The organism is Endozoicomonas sp. ONNA1 (assembly GCF_024606325.1).
GTDB lineage: Bacteria > Pseudomonadota > Gammaproteobacteria > Pseudomonadales > Endozoicomonadaceae > Endozoicomonas_A.
This window is the reverse complement of record NZ_JAHHPN010000031.1, coordinates 1-16014: the sequence shown is the minus strand read 5'-3', so window position 1 is coordinate 16014 and position 16014 is coordinate 1. Positions and strand designations below refer to the sequence as shown.

The 16014-nt window shown below is 39.8% G+C and carries 17 protein-coding genes; 1 reads left to right on the top strand and 16 read right to left on the bottom strand.

Annotation, left to right across the window (positions count from 1 at the left end):
• Nucleotides 1–476 precede the first annotated feature (476 nt).
• Nucleotides 477–1715 (bottom strand): hypothetical protein, encoded by a 1239-nt coding sequence (locus KDK19_RS00760; RefSeq protein ID WP_257291139.1) that lies wholly within the window; start codon nt 1713–1715, stop codon nt 477–479.
• A gap of 65 nt (nt 1716–1780) precedes the next feature.
• Between KDK19_RS00760 and KDK19_RS00755 the strand changes: the two genes are divergently transcribed.
• Complete coding sequence (locus KDK19_RS00755) at nt 1781–2125, top strand: hypothetical protein (RefSeq protein ID WP_257291138.1); 345 nt, start codon at nt 1781–1783, stop codon at nt 2123–2125.
• A 55-nt stretch (nt 2126–2180) separates the two neighbouring features.
• Here KDK19_RS00755 and KDK19_RS00750 read toward each other — a convergent pair whose 3' ends face one another.
• The 15 genes from KDK19_RS00750 to KDK19_RS00680 form a co-directional block, all read right to left on the bottom strand.
• Nucleotides 2181–3536, bottom strand: coding sequence for a hypothetical protein (locus KDK19_RS00750; RefSeq protein WP_257291137.1), 1356 nt, complete (start codon nt 3534–3536; stop codon nt 2181–2183).
• A 32-nt stretch (nt 3537–3568) separates the two neighbouring features.
• Nucleotides 3569–5014 (bottom strand): hypothetical protein, encoded by a 1446-nt coding sequence (locus KDK19_RS00745; RefSeq protein WP_257291136.1) that lies wholly within the window; start codon nt 5012–5014, stop codon nt 3569–3571.
• A 25-nt stretch (nt 5015–5039) separates the two neighbouring features.
• Nucleotides 5040–6545 (bottom strand): hypothetical protein, encoded by a 1506-nt coding sequence (locus KDK19_RS00740; RefSeq protein ID WP_257291135.1) that lies wholly within the window; start codon nt 6543–6545, stop codon nt 5040–5042.
• 78 nt (nt 6546–6623) lie between these two features.
• Nucleotides 6624–6776 carry a hypothetical protein gene (locus KDK19_RS00735; RefSeq protein ID WP_257291134.1) on the bottom strand — a complete coding sequence of 51 codons (153 nt, stop codon included), beginning with the start codon at nt 6774–6776 and terminating at the stop codon, nt 6624–6626.
• A 157-nt stretch (nt 6777–6933) separates the two neighbouring features.
• Complete coding sequence (locus tag KDK19_RS00730) at nt 6934–7629, bottom strand: hypothetical protein (protein WP_257291133.1); 696 nt, start codon at nt 7627–7629, stop codon at nt 6934–6936.
• 58 nt (nt 7630–7687) lie between these two features.
• Nucleotides 7688–8443, bottom strand: coding sequence for a hypothetical protein (locus tag KDK19_RS00725; RefSeq protein WP_257291132.1), 756 nt, complete (start codon nt 8441–8443; stop codon nt 7688–7690).
• A gap of 55 nt (nt 8444–8498) precedes the next feature.
• Nucleotides 8499–9623 carry a hypothetical protein gene (locus tag KDK19_RS00720; RefSeq protein ID WP_257291131.1) on the bottom strand — a complete coding sequence of 375 codons (1125 nt, stop codon included), beginning with the start codon at nt 9621–9623 and terminating at the stop codon, nt 8499–8501.
• Nucleotides 9604–10152 carry a hypothetical protein gene (locus tag KDK19_RS00715; protein WP_257291130.1) on the bottom strand — a complete coding sequence of 183 codons (549 nt, stop codon included), beginning with the start codon at nt 10150–10152 and terminating at the stop codon, nt 9604–9606. Before KDK19_RS00715 ends, KDK19_RS00720 begins: the two co-directional genes overlap by 20 nt.
• The gene (locus KDK19_RS00710) at nt 10149–10556 is read right to left on the bottom strand and encodes a hypothetical protein (protein WP_257291129.1); all 408 of its coding nucleotides are present in this window, start codon (nt 10554–10556) and stop codon (nt 10149–10151) included. The genes KDK19_RS00715 and KDK19_RS00710 overlap by 4 nt, the downstream gene beginning before the upstream one ends.
• 8 nt (nt 10557–10564) lie before the next feature.
• Nucleotides 10565–11191: a hypothetical protein gene (locus tag KDK19_RS00705; RefSeq protein WP_257291128.1), complete on the bottom strand. Its 627-nt coding sequence runs from the start codon at nt 11189–11191 to the stop codon at nt 10565–10567.
• 138 nt (nt 11192–11329) lie between these two features.
• On the bottom strand, nt 11330–12535 hold the full coding sequence (locus tag KDK19_RS00700; RefSeq protein ID WP_257291127.1) for a hypothetical protein: 1206 nt from the start codon (nt 12533–12535) through the stop codon (nt 11330–11332).
• 244 nt (nt 12536–12779) lie between these two features.
• Nucleotides 12780–13067, bottom strand: coding sequence for a hypothetical protein (locus tag KDK19_RS00695; RefSeq protein WP_257291126.1), 288 nt, complete (start codon nt 13065–13067; stop codon nt 12780–12782).
• Between the two features lie 52 nt (nt 13068–13119).
• Nucleotides 13120–13452: a hypothetical protein gene (locus KDK19_RS00690; RefSeq protein ID WP_257291125.1), complete on the bottom strand. Its 333-nt coding sequence runs from the start codon at nt 13450–13452 to the stop codon at nt 13120–13122.
• Nucleotides 13453–13545: 93 nt separating this feature from the next.
• Nucleotides 13546–15054, bottom strand: coding sequence for a hypothetical protein (locus KDK19_RS00685; protein WP_257291124.1), 1509 nt, complete (start codon nt 15052–15054; stop codon nt 13546–13548).
• 72 nt (nt 15055–15126) lie between these two features.
• The coding region (locus KDK19_RS00680) for a hypothetical protein (protein ID WP_257291123.1) at nt 15127–16014 on the bottom strand (888 nt) is incomplete at its 5' end.

The window sequence follows — 16014 nt, the reverse complement described above, 5'->3', positions numbered from 1 at the left end:
TGTCAGCCGTTCTCTTATGAACTGCTGCATGTCTCCATGCAGACCAGACTATATCTTTCTCCCCGCCAAGCGGTAGGAGACTCCCCATTTCGACTGCGCTTGCAGTCTACACGTTGGTAAAACGTTAGTCGTTGAACCTTCTTCCTAGCTTGTCTCTCGACAATCCTTAGAAGCTTGGCTGCTGATTGACCTTAACACACTTTCTTTAAACCGTTGCCGTATTACCTTTCGGTATCCGTTTTGGTAAGTGAGTCTAACAGGTGTTTCCAGCAATTAGAGGAGATTCACTATCTCATTACTGAGGTAGCGGGCTATTACTCTTATCAATTTCATTAATAAACCAACGATCAGTGGGGCTTGGATTATCAATCATGCGTTTAATGAAATTTTAAGAGTATCGTTTCCAGGTATATTTTTAAACATAACACCTCCTTGCTTAATCTACCTTTCAACGATATGGTTTTATTTAAACCATATTAACCACCATGACACGTGCTGGCTTTAAAACCAGGCTTAACTTTAGTCTTATACCCATAAACAATCTCAATGCGATATTCATCCAATGGATAATTACGATAGGTATGGTTGATACTGCCTGTACGATCATTGGTAATCTTATCTACCAAAGGGTGATCAGGAACAGCTTGTAAACACTCGTAAAAGAATCGGGTACACTCTTCAGTTAATATCAAACCCTTACCATGACTCTTATATAAAGCCCGATATTGCTCAAGCGCTTGAACATAAAAGTTACGGTGACGGATAAAGTATTGATCAGCCTGATTAGCCATACCCACTGGTAACTTAGTGCTGCGCACTTTAGGGTCTTTTAAGATCGTAATATCCAGTATCTCAGCACCTGGTGGTGCAAACACACCGGTATCAAAATCTCTTGAATAATTACGCAAGGCTTTAGCCGACATATAAGCTACATCAAAATCTGAGTAATCGCGGGTAGCGAACAGTAACCCATCCTCACGTATATGATCACCAATATCGGGGAAAATCTTATATTGTTTATCATCACCGTACATATTCAACGGATACTGATTATTGCCAAAACTGATCGTACGTCTACCTATTACAGTAGGTGATGCTTTTTCTGCAAAGGTTTCAGAAACAATAAAGCCGTCTTCAGTAACCCCTGGAAGTGTCATAAAAGCAACATTGGTTTCCATACCGTAATTGAAAGAACCATCTGAATCAACAGAGGGCACTTGATACAATATAGTACCCGCTTTAATATACTTACCCTTTAGAGCGTTCATATCCTCAAGTATAGCACCAAACATCTTGTGATTAGTAACGTAAGTGTTAATCTCAAGTACACCAACAGGTCGTTGAATGGTACTGCGATCATCGCTCATGTCCTGATAAATTATGATAATCTGTGGGTTATTCTCAATAGTTACCTGTCCCAAGGTCTGGCCATATTTGGGAATAACAGCAATGATCTCGGCATCAACCTCCATGGTAACTGAGAAAACATACTTTGCATATTCATACTCAGCGCCCGTGAATATTCTCCTTTTTGTAGCACCTTCAATCGGTGGGCACTGACCATAAAACTTGTTATTCATTGATGAACGTGAAGCTGAGGTCTCAGATAAAAATGGATTTAGATTAGCTCCAAGACCCACCATCTCCTCATGCAGCTCATTGGTAGTCTTGGCGTGTGGATTGACTTTACCAACATAATTTTCTTTTTTACTCATTTTAGCACCTTTAAGTTTTCCATCAAACTAATAATATATGTTTAAAGACTTGTAGGAATTATTTTATGTCATCACCCATTACACAACAAATGCACCAAGACGGTCCAAATATATACTACCAACCCGAATTCAGAGACATGGTTGAGGACCACCTTAACTGGCTAATCACTCACCCCGATACTACCACCATTGATATACTACCTAAAGATGCTTTTAAATATGAAGGTGATTTTTATGGCCTAATGGCTCAAATCGATAATAGAAGGCATTTATTTTGGTACGTTATGAGAATCAATCGAATGAAACAACCTGAGGATTTTACAAGAGATACAGTGCAATTACTGATACCCGATACAGCTTTATTAGACAGGCTAGTAAAAACCTTTAAAACGACAAATAGACAGCTTTAACACAAAAAAATAATGGCAGAGTCTTTACCTAGGTAAAGACTCTGCCTTATCACAGTTAGCGGAACATTGGTCCACTACTGTGTGCGTATTGTGGTTGGGGTGCCCAACCACCTTGATATCCTCCTTGATATTGTGGTTGGGGTGTCCAACCACCTTGATACTGAGGTTGATACTGAGACTGAGGTTGATATTGTGGTTGATATTGTGGTTGGGGTGCCCAACCGGGTTGTTGTGCCGTACCGCCCATATATCCAGGCATACCAGCCATTGAGCGGTTTTGCATAGCGATGTCAAATGGGGAAGCGTCACGGTAATCCATACCGCGTTGATGTCCCGAATTAACATTATCAGCAATCTGCTCATGACGACGACGATTTACATCGTCCCAGTTCAGAGGTTGATTGGATCTTTGGTCAACAGGTTTACTGGTCGGAAACTCTCTCATGCCACTTTTAGGTCTAGAAGATTCCTCCGTAATACCAGTTTTTGGGGCAACATCGACATGCTTACCCTCATCCTCCATCACCCCACTACCTACACCGATATTACCATCCAGAGGTGGAATTAAGCCATCATACTTGGTCAAATCATCCATCATACCCAACCATGAAAGATCGGTGGTCAAGTAATTACTATCTTCAAGGTAATCTTTAAAAGTACTAACAACATGATTAATCTGTTTAAAGATTTGGGAAAAACCCATTATTAACGCATGAAATGTACAGGCAATTTCATCATTGGAACCAAAACGATAAGTATCAATTATATCATTGTTAGGCAAGATATAATTGATAATATTATTTACCATTTTGGCATCCTTTTGGCGGCCTCGGATACCCATTACAGTACCCTTTTTCAGATCTATCTGACCCAAAAGAGGGAAGTCAAAGCTAGCAACACGGGATGTTCGCTTACCTTTGTATCGACCAAAGCGTTTAATGTAAGCCGAAACCAATGAACAATCCTTACTTTTCATGGATGCGCTAAATACTCTCTGTAAGAAAGACAGAGACTTTTTATCGACATCTGGAATTGCCTCCAACAATTCACCTTGTACTGGATTGAATTTACCATGTTTAGATTTCTCAAGAGCAATACATACCAAATCCTCAGCCAAGGCGCTGATCTTTACATTCACTGCCACTTTCAGCATTTGCATCAGTTTGTTGTGAACGACCGGTATCTGGCGAAAGATGTTTTCTGATAGTGGGTGAAAAGCAATGTGCTTTTCCCAGTAAGTGGGTTCTTTCTTTAACACCTCACGTGTAGGCATTACCAAGGATTTTTTATCGATACACACTACAGTTTTTTTATTATCCAGTGGTATCACGCCAATAAGATCATCTTCATATACCTCTAAACCAGCCATGGTTAGAACGTGGTCGTATAGGCTAAGTAGAGTTGTTGCCATTAAATTATTCCTCGTTTAGTGTTTGCCGCAGGTTAAAACCCACGGGCATTGGTATCAGTATTACAAACATTAACGGTAAGGTTTTCAAGATCATGCGCTATATTTGTCAGCCGCTGCTCATCTTTAACCACCATTGATGAAACCACTGAATCACAAAAGGTAGGGTACACATACATCACTTCAGGATTACCATTAACCGATAAAAATATCTTAGTTTCACTAAAAATATCAACGTACATGTGTAATCTTAGGGGGATACGATTGCCTTGACACACATCTCTAATAACGATACTTTTCATTCTATCGGCAAACAGAGTGATAAAATTTTCAAGATTGACATTCTTGACCAACGATTTTACAAATCCAGAATCTGGAATAGTAAAAATTGGTTCATCGCCAATGCCGGTTGTATCGATCGTAAAGGCTATATTTTGAATCAAAGTATCCGACATAACAGCTGGTACAGCAGCAACCAAAGTATTTGCCATTACTGTTTCCATTGTCGAATCACTCCAATACTCACCCTCTTTGTTGGTCATATCCACCGGGCTGGTATATGGTGAAGGTGACATTAACATGAAGTTAGCCACAGTATCAAGATTACCAACAACACTGCACATTTCACCGTAAGTTAACCAAGCATTAACTTGAAAGTTAGTGGAACTGGCTAAGTACTTAAGGAAGGGGTCTTCCTGAGCTATACTGTCGCGGACATAGTTAGATGCCCAATCGCTTGTATTGCCAGTGAGATCACCATAATCCACCTGGTTAAGAGCACTGTTATATCCGCTAAGGATCTTAGAGGTATAATGTGCTGGTGAATTATTAGCACGATTTGACAAATGTATACCGTTTGAGAAGTCTGAGCGTGTGTCATACACCACGGTACCATACTCACCAGCCTCGTGTACAGCGCCCATTTTATCAAATACATCCGAGGGCCTAAGGGAATACGTCTTCGAATTAATCGATGGGTAAGACGTTACTGTATCGGGGGAGTAATTAGTGGCATTATGCGCGCAACCATCGTTTAACACCTGATAATTATTCCGCACATTAACTACATCACGACTACCGTTTATACCAACCTGCTTGGTGACTTCCAAGGTAAGTACATTATTAATATACATTTTCATATTAGGATCAACTGATCCCGCAAAAGAAATATCACCATGATCAGTAAAGCCAGTAATGACTTGACGTGTGGTATGCAGATGCTCTTCCACCACCACCTCAATAACAAAAGAGAATCTTTTTGTTGACCAGCCATTGACAATATTAACATTACCAATGGCCTGTGCTACGGGCTGAACAATGTTTTGACCAGCCAGTGCTAATGCATCGACATTAGTACCATTGTTGGTAATGGTACTTAATGCATTAATTGATTCATTACTAACATTACTGCTTAATGGGCGAGTGTAGTGGTCGTGATACTGACCTGTTTCCATGAAAATAGCTGATTCTGCATAAATCATTTATTTTATTCCCCTGTAATTTAGGCTACAACTGAGTTTTAATAACTAATTTAAGAATTTGTTTTCTTAAATCACGAGGCAACGTCATGACCCGACTGTTGGTCGGTTTATCTGGAGCATAGATGTACGCTGGTGATGAATATCTCCAGTCGAAACCATAAAGCTCGTGTGCTAACTCATTAGCAAACCGAATACCAACATTGTCGTTACGACCGCGTCGATCCGTTTTACCCGTTGATTGCCAATGTGGGTAGATAGTGTTTAATAATTCAAGTGTTTCTGTGTCCAACTGACCATGACCCATAGATCCTAACACATCGTGCTCTGGTATCCCATAGCGGGCTGTTAGTACGTGCGCCAGATCAATGAATCCCCAGTGTTTGAGTACAGCTTGAGCTGCAATAATGGTGCGTATTAAAGTGGCTTTATCCTCAACCATAAACAACGCATTTGCTGGAAAAATATTGCCAATCATCAAACCACAAATTTTCAAGTGAAACGGTCTTATAGTTAAACGACTTAGCTTCTCTTGAAGGTCTATTTGATATGCGTTTTTATATTTTTCAACAGGAAATGAGCTGTCCATAGAGCGACATATGTCTGATACACTAGAGCAATACTTCTCTATAATGACCAAAGTTTTGTCGGCAATTTTCTGCTTCGCGCGCAGAACTTCCAGTGTTGAGGGGTTATCATCCTCACCGGTATTTCTTTCATCAGGTTCAACTCTAAGCCTAACATTACCGCCTTCAAATGAACCCCCCTGCTTAGCCTCCTTAGTAGTATTACGAATAGTTTGGTATATCTGACCAATAACACTAGATTTAGATAGTGTATCAACCGTGGGTAATTTTCTAACTACTATTTGAGACATTATCCATTCTGGTATCTCAACGGTGGCCAATCCCGCTAATACAGAACCCGGTGCAGCCAATGCTGTTTCAGTGTGTCCTTTAATAAGCGTATACAGCTTCTCATACTCGGGTGTTGTCTCAATAGGGGTATCTTTAATTAAAAAGATAGCAAACTGCTCTTTTCGCTTATTATGGACATGCCTGCGAATAGTGTTATTGAAACCACCCCAAATAGGGAGAGCTAATCTTAACAAGGTTGCTAACCACAACAATCCAGTGTAGTCGCTGCGAAGATAGGTGGTATGTCGACGACTAGCGTCCGTACAAACTTCCTGTAGATCATCCGGGTATTGGAAGTTACCCTCAAAGACACACCAGTTCCTGAGATGATCAAAATTAATCAGTTGATATAACCGAGTGACACATTGGGTTATTCGACCGATATAGTCATCCATGTTATACTCTAAAAGATCAACATTATCAATATTCTCAAAAGCTTTTACGTATTGCTCAAAGATAAGGTTTTGAGACTTAATGGGTAACGTAGACAGGTATCTATTAATTGAAATAAATCCCTCAGTCTCCATTGACTTTATCTGTTTATAAGTACCCACTTCAAATAGCAGTGTCTCACCGCCATGGACAATTCTGAAATAATTATCTAACATTAATTCCATAAAAAACCCCATTGTGTTGCCTTACTTAAGTAAGGCAACACATTTGAACAATTATTTAGTAAAATAACTTACATCTGATTATTGGCTATTTTTATTAAAGCTAGCCCATGGATCTTTAATGGGTATCATTGCTAATTTACCATTAACAACACCAATTTTTACAGGGACATCGTTTGGATATTTTTCAGTCTTTTCAGTAACTTCATTTGATACTTTTTTTGGATCGACCATCTATCACCTCACATTTTAGCACATTAACAAAACCCAATAACTGCCCGATTACTTTAAAGTAATAATTTAATATGTACACACTATGGTAATATAGGTTTAAAAGTACCTCGGGCGTATACCCCTGCACTAGGGGTATACATTAAGAACCTATTCTTAATTAATAGGGTATAACGTCATTAAACTCTTCACCACCAGACGATGATTGCGATTGGCTATTATTATTGTATTGACCACCGCTTTGTTCACGCTTTTCTTTTCTGGCTTTATAATGGTCTTGTCCGGTCATGGTAAAGTCATCCACCAATATTGAGGGTATTAACCTTTTCATCAGAGCACACCAGCCTGAGGCTTGAAATTGAGAATCTTCAGCTTCAGTAAACTCCGTTCTATCGCGTTTAGCTAAAGCAGCGTGTTTATTAGTGGCAAAGTAGAATTTAATCTGTGGTCTATCCCGCGCAGTAATAGCCACATATATTTTACCACTATCTTCTTTTTCAAAAATAAGACTACTAAGGTGTCTAACCTCATCAGAACGTTTACGGTTGAAAAAGGTATGATCAAGATACTTAAGCACCACAGTACCTGGCTTTTCACTGCGAATCAGTTCATTAAATTTTGTAAGCACACCCATGGTTTGGATCATGTCAAACCTGGCGTCTATTTTACCACGTTCTTTATCATTAGGTAAATTGGTATAAACGACAAAATGAATATTATTATCGAATTTACTGACTGAGAACGAGGGTGAGCCGGTACCCCCATCCAGTTTAGGTGCATACAACTTTAACTTGTTGTCATCAAGAAGTGTCTTCTTCTTTTGATTAGTATTTCTATTTTGATAATTGTTGCTCATAATTTTGCCTTTGAATTTCTTCCTATAATAAGCTAAAATATATAGATTTTTACATACTTTAGCCGGAGTTAAAGAGATCTAAAAACAGGGTTTTTACATTCTGATTAGCGATTGTTTTTAGATCCGCTCTTACTTTTGCATTTGTGGTTAGTGAGTGCCAGCCACGGGTTTTAGCCAATTTAAATAAATCGGCTTTTACATTTCGCGACATACTGTTAAACGTTGATCTATCGCCACACACTTGAAGCGTTAAATAATTAAAAGGTAGCCAGTCAGTGTGTGTACCGCCTGATAATTTAGTATTCCAAAAAGCTTTGGATTTTAAACGACCCGTATGACTTTCTAACAGAGTAATGGTTTGAAAACGTTTATTAAGCAACAAATCAATGGGTTGATGTGTAACCATCACCACGGCCTGAGAATTGCCTGCGATAGGGTGTTCAAACAACAGTATCTCATCACCCACCTCAAGCTCAACTAAACCTTTGAAGGTTTCGTTATCCAACACATCGTGCTTAATTTGCAGCTCTGTTCTAGGTATCTTCACTTTAGCTAAAGGAAACCGGTCAAACAAAGTCTTACCATAGCAAAAGTAAAACTGTGGGTTGACCTGATTGTACGTTATGCGTGAAACAAAATCTTTAATGAAAAGAATTTCCTCATGCAAATCAGCTACTAGCTGATCTGAAGTTACCTCACGATCTTTATTTTCAATAGCACTATAAAGATTTCTAAATAAAGTTCTTACATTAAACCACGCCTCCTTCACCTTCAACCTGTTAAACTCTTCCGTACCAATAGTCTCCAACGCCATTGAAGTTCCCACTGATATCGGAAGATTTCCAACCTCTCGCTGCAATAACATAGTTTTAGCCTTTTAGTTCACTTAAAATCTCCATCGCCCTGTTTTTAACCACCACATCACCTGTACCTTGATCAATACGCTTAGATAGAAGTTCAACAATATTATCAGATCGTATCTCTGAAAAAACAGTTTTTTCAAATAATTTAGCTTTAGCTGTATTGTATTTCTTATCCTTTTTAATATCCGTGTGAAAAATCAAACCCGTATACTGTTCCTGCAACAGTTTAATATTATCGAAGATCGGGTGACCTAACTCGGCAACAATTCGAATATAAGAACCGGTGCGTTGATTTTGCATTGTTTTTAATTGCTTAAAGGCATCTTCTATCTCCACACCACTAAAGTCAAACGTTATATAAGTCCAGGGGTTAGGGTTTTTAACCCAACTTATCCCGTGATTAACGCCACGTAAATCAACAGATATTTGCCAGCAACCTTTTTCTATTTCATCACCCTGACAAATTCTATCAAATGATCCTGCCGCCAAAATACGTTTATAGTGAGAAGCCTGGTGTACATGGCCAATAAAAACAAAAAACTTTACTATATCAAGATACCTGTCGCTTTTATGTGTATCTAAATTAAGATGCGCTGGCAGTTGGTATTCAAACATTCCATGCATAACAGCAAAGTCTACTTTTACTAAACCATGCTCGGACAATAAACGTTTAACTTCCACCCAAGTATCATCGCAATTGGATCGCCACTCATCGGGTATGTATAACCAGTGTTGATCGTAGGTCTCCATATACTCGATAGTTAGGACATCGTGATATTTTAAATCAACACCAAAACCATAGGCTTCATTAAGAGTAACAAAGGAAAGATTTTGCTTTCTATCGTGTTTTGGCGTACCCTCCAAAACACGAACTTTAACAGAAAGGCGAGCGCAAATTCTTAAAAAATCAATTATCCAACGTTCAATCAGCGCCACATCTGGCGCTGGGTAATAAAGTAGTTTATCGTAGAAGTCCCCAGCTATGACCACCATATCTACTGTGGCCAAGCGATCTTCATTAAGAACAGCTCTTAGGTTTTCAATGATAGCAAACGTGGGGGTTCTACTATGTCCCAAATGAACGTCGGATAATTCCAAGATGGTTAAATTCTTAGAGTTCTTCGTACCCATTGAAAACCACCTCACCTTCATTATCCTGCTGACGATCACTTACCTGTGAAGTCAAAGCAATAGTCTCATACCCATATTTTTTTAAGATATGGTTCCATCGCTTGATGTTTTCAATATCCGCACCATTAAGTGGGATAGCTTCAGACATACACTCAAAGAGCAAACGATCACCTGATCCTGGGTGAATTTCATTACGATTAGTTGCTTTTTGTACAATAGTTGAAGTGGTAAATTCAGATTCTTTAACCAGTCTTGTCGGCACACGTTTAAACAATGGAGGAACAACAAAAGCTACGCTACCATCGGGATTAATAACATCAACTTCATGATAAGCAGAACCACTTACTTTAAGCCATCTACTTATATCTACGCTTTGCTCGTTATTACCTTTGGCAAGTACGGGCAAATAACGCTCAAGAAAAACGTTCAGGGTTATAACCCGTCTATCATCTTGCTTAATAGCAAGAATATCGTCCATAATAGCGCTAGCCTCATTAATCATAGCCGCATCTTCATTGGATAATTTCATTCTTTTATTCCCTCATTTATTAAATCAACAATTTCATTGACCTTGGCATCCTTGGAGCGTATCAGGTGCGATAAACTATGTTTTTGATTATCCTCAATAACGATAACATCTATTTTAATATCCATTTTACGATTATCGACTCGTTCGTCTTCAAGCGTAACAGCAACACTGATCGCCACGTCTTCAAAATGTGGCGACATGTGTTGAATTAATATATCTTCAATTTTAATCCGAAGCTCAATTGGATCATTAGTGTAATTAGCGACCACCCAGGGTAGTGAAGCCAGCTTACCTCGATATGTCGTCGATTGCGAATAATTGGTTAGAAAGAAATAACTTAATAACCGATCCGCCCTATCCTTTAGGGTGGTTGCCCACCCTAAGGTTGAAAGAGTTGGTAACATAGTCACCTCTAGTTGGGTAATAAATCATTAAACGGCGACGTTGGATCTTCCTTACCTGCTGCCACAAAACGAACCATAGCGTACCAACTTTCACGAATAGATACTTGATCATCTATAGTTAATTCCTCTTCAGGCAATAGATCTTCGTCCTCAGAGTTATAGTAGTTAACATAGTAATCGGTATCGCCCTCAGCAACAAGATGCCCGTTCATTACCCGACGCCACTCGACCAAGTTCTCACCTGAATAGTTACGTCTGGTCTCAGCGACATCACCCCAGCCATCACACATATCCTTTTGCCATATAGCTCGAACAGTAGGTTCAGCCATAAGGTAAGGTCGCATTACTTGGGGGGCGTGTTGCAACTCACCTATCGTGTTAAGTGGTCTGAATTCATCTGCACCCCAGATACCGTGTAATTTTCGAACAGCAGCTTTTGCTAGTCTCGCACCGCCCCCGTGAGTAAAAGCTGCTAACTCATCTTTGCGTTCCTGAAAGAACCGACGAGAGTCAGCAGACATCTGCTGAATAGCACCGGTATTAAAGTGGTCAAGCCAGTCCTGAGAAATCTGCTGTGCATCCCCATATAAAAGTCCCTGCGCTGTCGCCATATTGCCTTGTACAATACTAGCCATTATAATCACCCATAGTTCTTCTTCCTATATAGTACTCAAGTAAATAACGATTAACTAGATGACTCAAAATAATAATATAGTTCTCAAGAAAAATAGGAACAAAAAAAGAAGAGGGTATCTACCCTCTTCTTTTTTTAATTAATCTCCAGGCCTGGGTCTTGCCTGAGGCAAGGGTATGTGTACTGGTGGTACACTATCTGGGTCCCATGCCTGATTGTCAGAGCAGGGCACCCAAGATGAAATTTGTGGTAAATAGACATACAGGTTTCTATTTCTTCTATCCATAAAATGCCATAAACCACTAATATCTTCAAGACCATCACCGCCATCGGGGAAAGTCATATGAGTATGTTCACCAGGACAGCGCCGCCAGCGATTTCTATCAGTATCCCAATACTTCCAACGCTCACGATCTTTATCATACCAGTGGTGTGTGGTAATTGGATAAAGGGTGCAGGGTTTCCATATAGTAAAATTATCGTCTGGAGTAAACATATCTTCATGGTCATGTTCACAAACAACCCAAGCATACAACTGTGTATTCCAGACATACCAGGTATCTGTTTCAGCTAAATAATAGTGTTGCTGGCCAGCGCAAATATGGTCAATATCTTCTGGATCAATATGTTCGTTGGGACATTCTACCCATGCCAGTGCTTCAAAGTCATACACATACCAAACGCCATTTTCATCCTGCCAATGAGGCAATCCAAAACAATCGGGCATATCTGGCTCAGGTAATATACCAGTAGGCTTATCGGTTTCCAGAACATTGCCTAGCTCGTAATAATACCATGGGTTTTCTTCATCCGGGTCAAACTCAGGATCTTTAGCGGGTCTGGGTATAACATCCTCACTTTCATACTCACGTAACTCTCGAAAACCATCTGGATTTGACTGACGCTTAATAATAAGGTCAAAAACCAAAGGTTGTTGATAAAGTCTTAAACTTTTAGTAATAACAGCAACCGCTACTTTTAAATCACTCGCTGCATCTAAAATACTATTATAACTAGTTTCCTCTCCAGTTAACACATCCAGCACGGTTATGGGCATTGGTTGACCCATTATGGTACCGGCTAAATCCTCCTTAAGATAAGTGGGCCATAGATAATCATCATCTAATCGAGTATCAGCATAGGTAACTATGTGGTCACCCAGTAATAAATGTAGCGTAGGCAATGCTGCACATTGACAAACACGTGTGATACTAGTTTGATGTGCTGCGGAACATTTTATTAAACTCTCGTATTCCTTCACTTCGCCACTCCCAACGTGTCTGGTTTTTACTGGCCTAAACCCGTTGAGAAGTGATGCTACTCCACTCCATGTGGTTGTAGTCATATCCTTTTCTCCATTAATAACACTTCCTGTGTTCAGAGAATAAAGGAAATAAAGGAAATAAAGGAAAAAAAAAGCGATCCCTCGCTAATGGTCGTACAACCTATTTAGTAGACTTACCCCTTTTCCTAGTGGTTATTTTAGAACTACGGTAATTCTTTTTCACCAACTTAGGTAATTTAAATCCAAGATACCCTGTCACGCTTATATGTTTCTTAGCCATAGTTTATTACTCCTTATTACCAAGTTAGGATTCCTTAAAGATATACAATCGCTCGTTAGCCGATTGGCTTACCTTAATTATCCCAGATTTATCTATAGTTGAATAGATATCTTTAACAGATACCTCTAACGCTTCTGTTTTATCACACAAGGCGTCTATATGACTACATATCCTATTTAAGCAATCAACTATCTTATCCACAGTGTGTATCAATTTAACCTCTTTATTAACCTCCACTCCTCCTTTGTGTGTAAATAGCTCTACCACATTAATTGCTTTTAACTTTTCTTTAGTATCTTTAACTTCAGACATTAGAAAATCCCAAATAAAGATGGTCAAGGGTGGGAAAATCCCACCCCGTAAACTACTTAGCTTTAAGTATAGTTAATACTTCGCTCATTATAGATTCTAACCTAACCTGACCTTCCTTAAGTGTAGCTACGTCAGCCTCAACGTTTCCAAGTCTCTCACTATTATTATCAGCAACTTTACCAATCTCTTCAAGTTCAAGACGAAGTAGCTGAACTTCAGACTTCAACCCATAAACAACATTTTGCGTTTCTACAACTACACTGTTTGTATGGGAGATTTTATTATGCGCTTCGACAACCCTTGGGTGGTTATCGATTTCCTTCATTATTTCGTCCTTAATCTCATCCTTAAGTAAATCCCTCTCACGTTTCGTCAATGCACTCATTTTAATACCTCTTAGGTAAATTGATTAGGCCGGGATTAGTCCGGCCAGTGAGCGATGTCTATTCCCTATACCCGCTTAATTTTCTCCTTAAATTCAGGATGGAAGCTCTTCTTCCAACCAGTTAACGATATTGGAAATAACCGGCGTTGGCAGATTAACTACACGTGATACCGTTCGCGGTTTAGTCATATCCAATATGCCGTTATGTGGGGCCAGTGCTTTACACGCTTCGTAAAATTCCTCATCCAAACAAAGAATGCCATTTAACTCGTCACCATCAAAATCAGCATTTGGACCAGCCAAGATTAACACTCCCATGCCAATAGAACGATCATGGGGGTCTGTCTTAACCTGAGTGACATATAACTGCTGGATAGATAATCTAGCCAGCGTTGGGTTACGGTTAAACAGAATAGGGTAACCAGAGTTAGACTTATGGCTATTAATGACCTTCATCAAGTAACCGTAAATCTGCTCATCGTACTTCTCAGCACAATCTACCAATTTATGCTCAATTTCCAAAGGCGTATAACCTTCTTTAAGCATAAGTGAGGTTATGTGCATTTCAAAAATACCTACGGCAATACCCCAGGGCAAATGAATTTCATTGTACCTGTGTGGTGCCGAGATAGAAGTAATTACCCCACGAAACGTAAAATGTAATCGAGAACCAACAATATGTTTACGAATTAAACCTGGTTTTTTACCAATGGTTTTATACAGGTAATCATAAAACTCAGCCAGTTTCAATATGCAACTAACTACTCGACGCTCAAGCTTTTTCGGAGTAGGGTTAAGCATGACAGAGATAGAAGTAATACTGTTTACCGCATCCATGCAGTATTGCAGATTCTTATCTACATACTTAGCCGTTGGACTTGATTCAGAAACAAAAAAGGTTTTACTGGGTATAGGGAGAAATTCACAAAAGGCTTTATCTCTATTATCCAATAAAAATTTTTTAAGACTCTGTCGCTGAGCAACACTGGGTGTCCCCTTTAACAGATGTGGGTGTTCAAACAAAAACTCAATCAAACTAGTATAGTTTTCATAAAAGGCATTAATGCCTCTTGGAAACCCAGCTTTCTTAAGTAGTTTAACACCATTACTCTTGTCTTCATTGTCATTATAAGTGGTGTCTACTAACCAGCGAATAATATTACAGCCGCCACTGGTAGTAAACTTTGACGTTAAAAATCCCCACATCCTTGGGTGTATAAACGCCTTCACACCTTCAGGTACACGTATCCATAGGGCAGAACTTATTTCCCGCTCTGTGGTCTTCTCAACCGCCGTATTGCATGAAATACAGACAGTGCCTAAGTTATAACCACCCTGAATGTGCCCACAGGCACAGGATGGGATACTGGTAATAATATCACCCTCATAGTTAGAGCGTAATAGTAAGTCCAACTGAGCACGACTATCGGCATCGCCAATTTTAAAGTCATTCAAAAGAATGGGCTTTTGTGGTAACTGTCGAAAAGCTTCATCGTAATCAACAATATCAAGAATAAGACCATTTTCGGAATATAAATCAGCAGCAATAAGTTGTTGTGCCGCCATACTAGGTGGTAACTGCGACTTTATCCTTGCATCCATATTTTTCCCTAATCTTAAAACCGCGAAAAAAATAGAGGTGGTAAAACCACCTCTATCCCTGTTTAACGCTTATTAAAAGCGTGGTCCAGCATTCATACCACTCTGGTTCATGTAAGGACTACTCATAGGCCCACTACCAAAGAACTGATTTTGACCACCGCCCATACTGAAGTTAGCATAGTTAACATCAGCACGGTTATTGGCTCGCACATCAATCTGTGGCGTATCTACTTCCATGTGAATACCTTCGCCCATCAGAGCAGTACAGAAGTCATACACAAACTGAGTGTTGAAGGTGATACGGCGTGACATACCTGTAAACACAGCATCAGGGCAGATAGCACGAATGATATTTTCACGCTCAACCAAGCGAGCACCTTCAGGTGCATTCTGATCATACAAAGACCAATGCCACTTCTGGATAATAGTATTATCCCCACCGGTATTGCGTGACAGAACCGCAAGATAATCAACGTCTGCAATAGAACGCTCAGTACCATTTTCAGCAGGATAGCGACCGTTGTGTATACGCTGGACGTCAACATATACAATTTGGTTATTTTGTCCTGCAATACTACTGTAGCGACCATTAGTCAGATTATCAGCAGCGGCAATGATGCTCTCGGTGGCTTCTCTGGCAGCTTCAGGATCAGTAGCGGCATTAGCAGCACGAATCAATACAGCTTGCAACCAAGTCAGCGGACCACCCTCTTCAACGTCAATAGAAATTAACGGTGTAGGCTCTACCGCCGCTTGCATCATTTGTGCAAACGCTGCATTATCAAAGGTGTTACTACTGGTATCGATAGGACCCATCTCACCATCATTGGTGAAAGAAATTTCCTTACCGATCTGACCAATATCGTGCATACGCTGACGCCCTTCAGCTTTTGGCTGAAAGGCACCCTTCCAGTTCCAGTTCTGACAAACCAGGGAGGCCGTACTCAGATTCAACGGCAA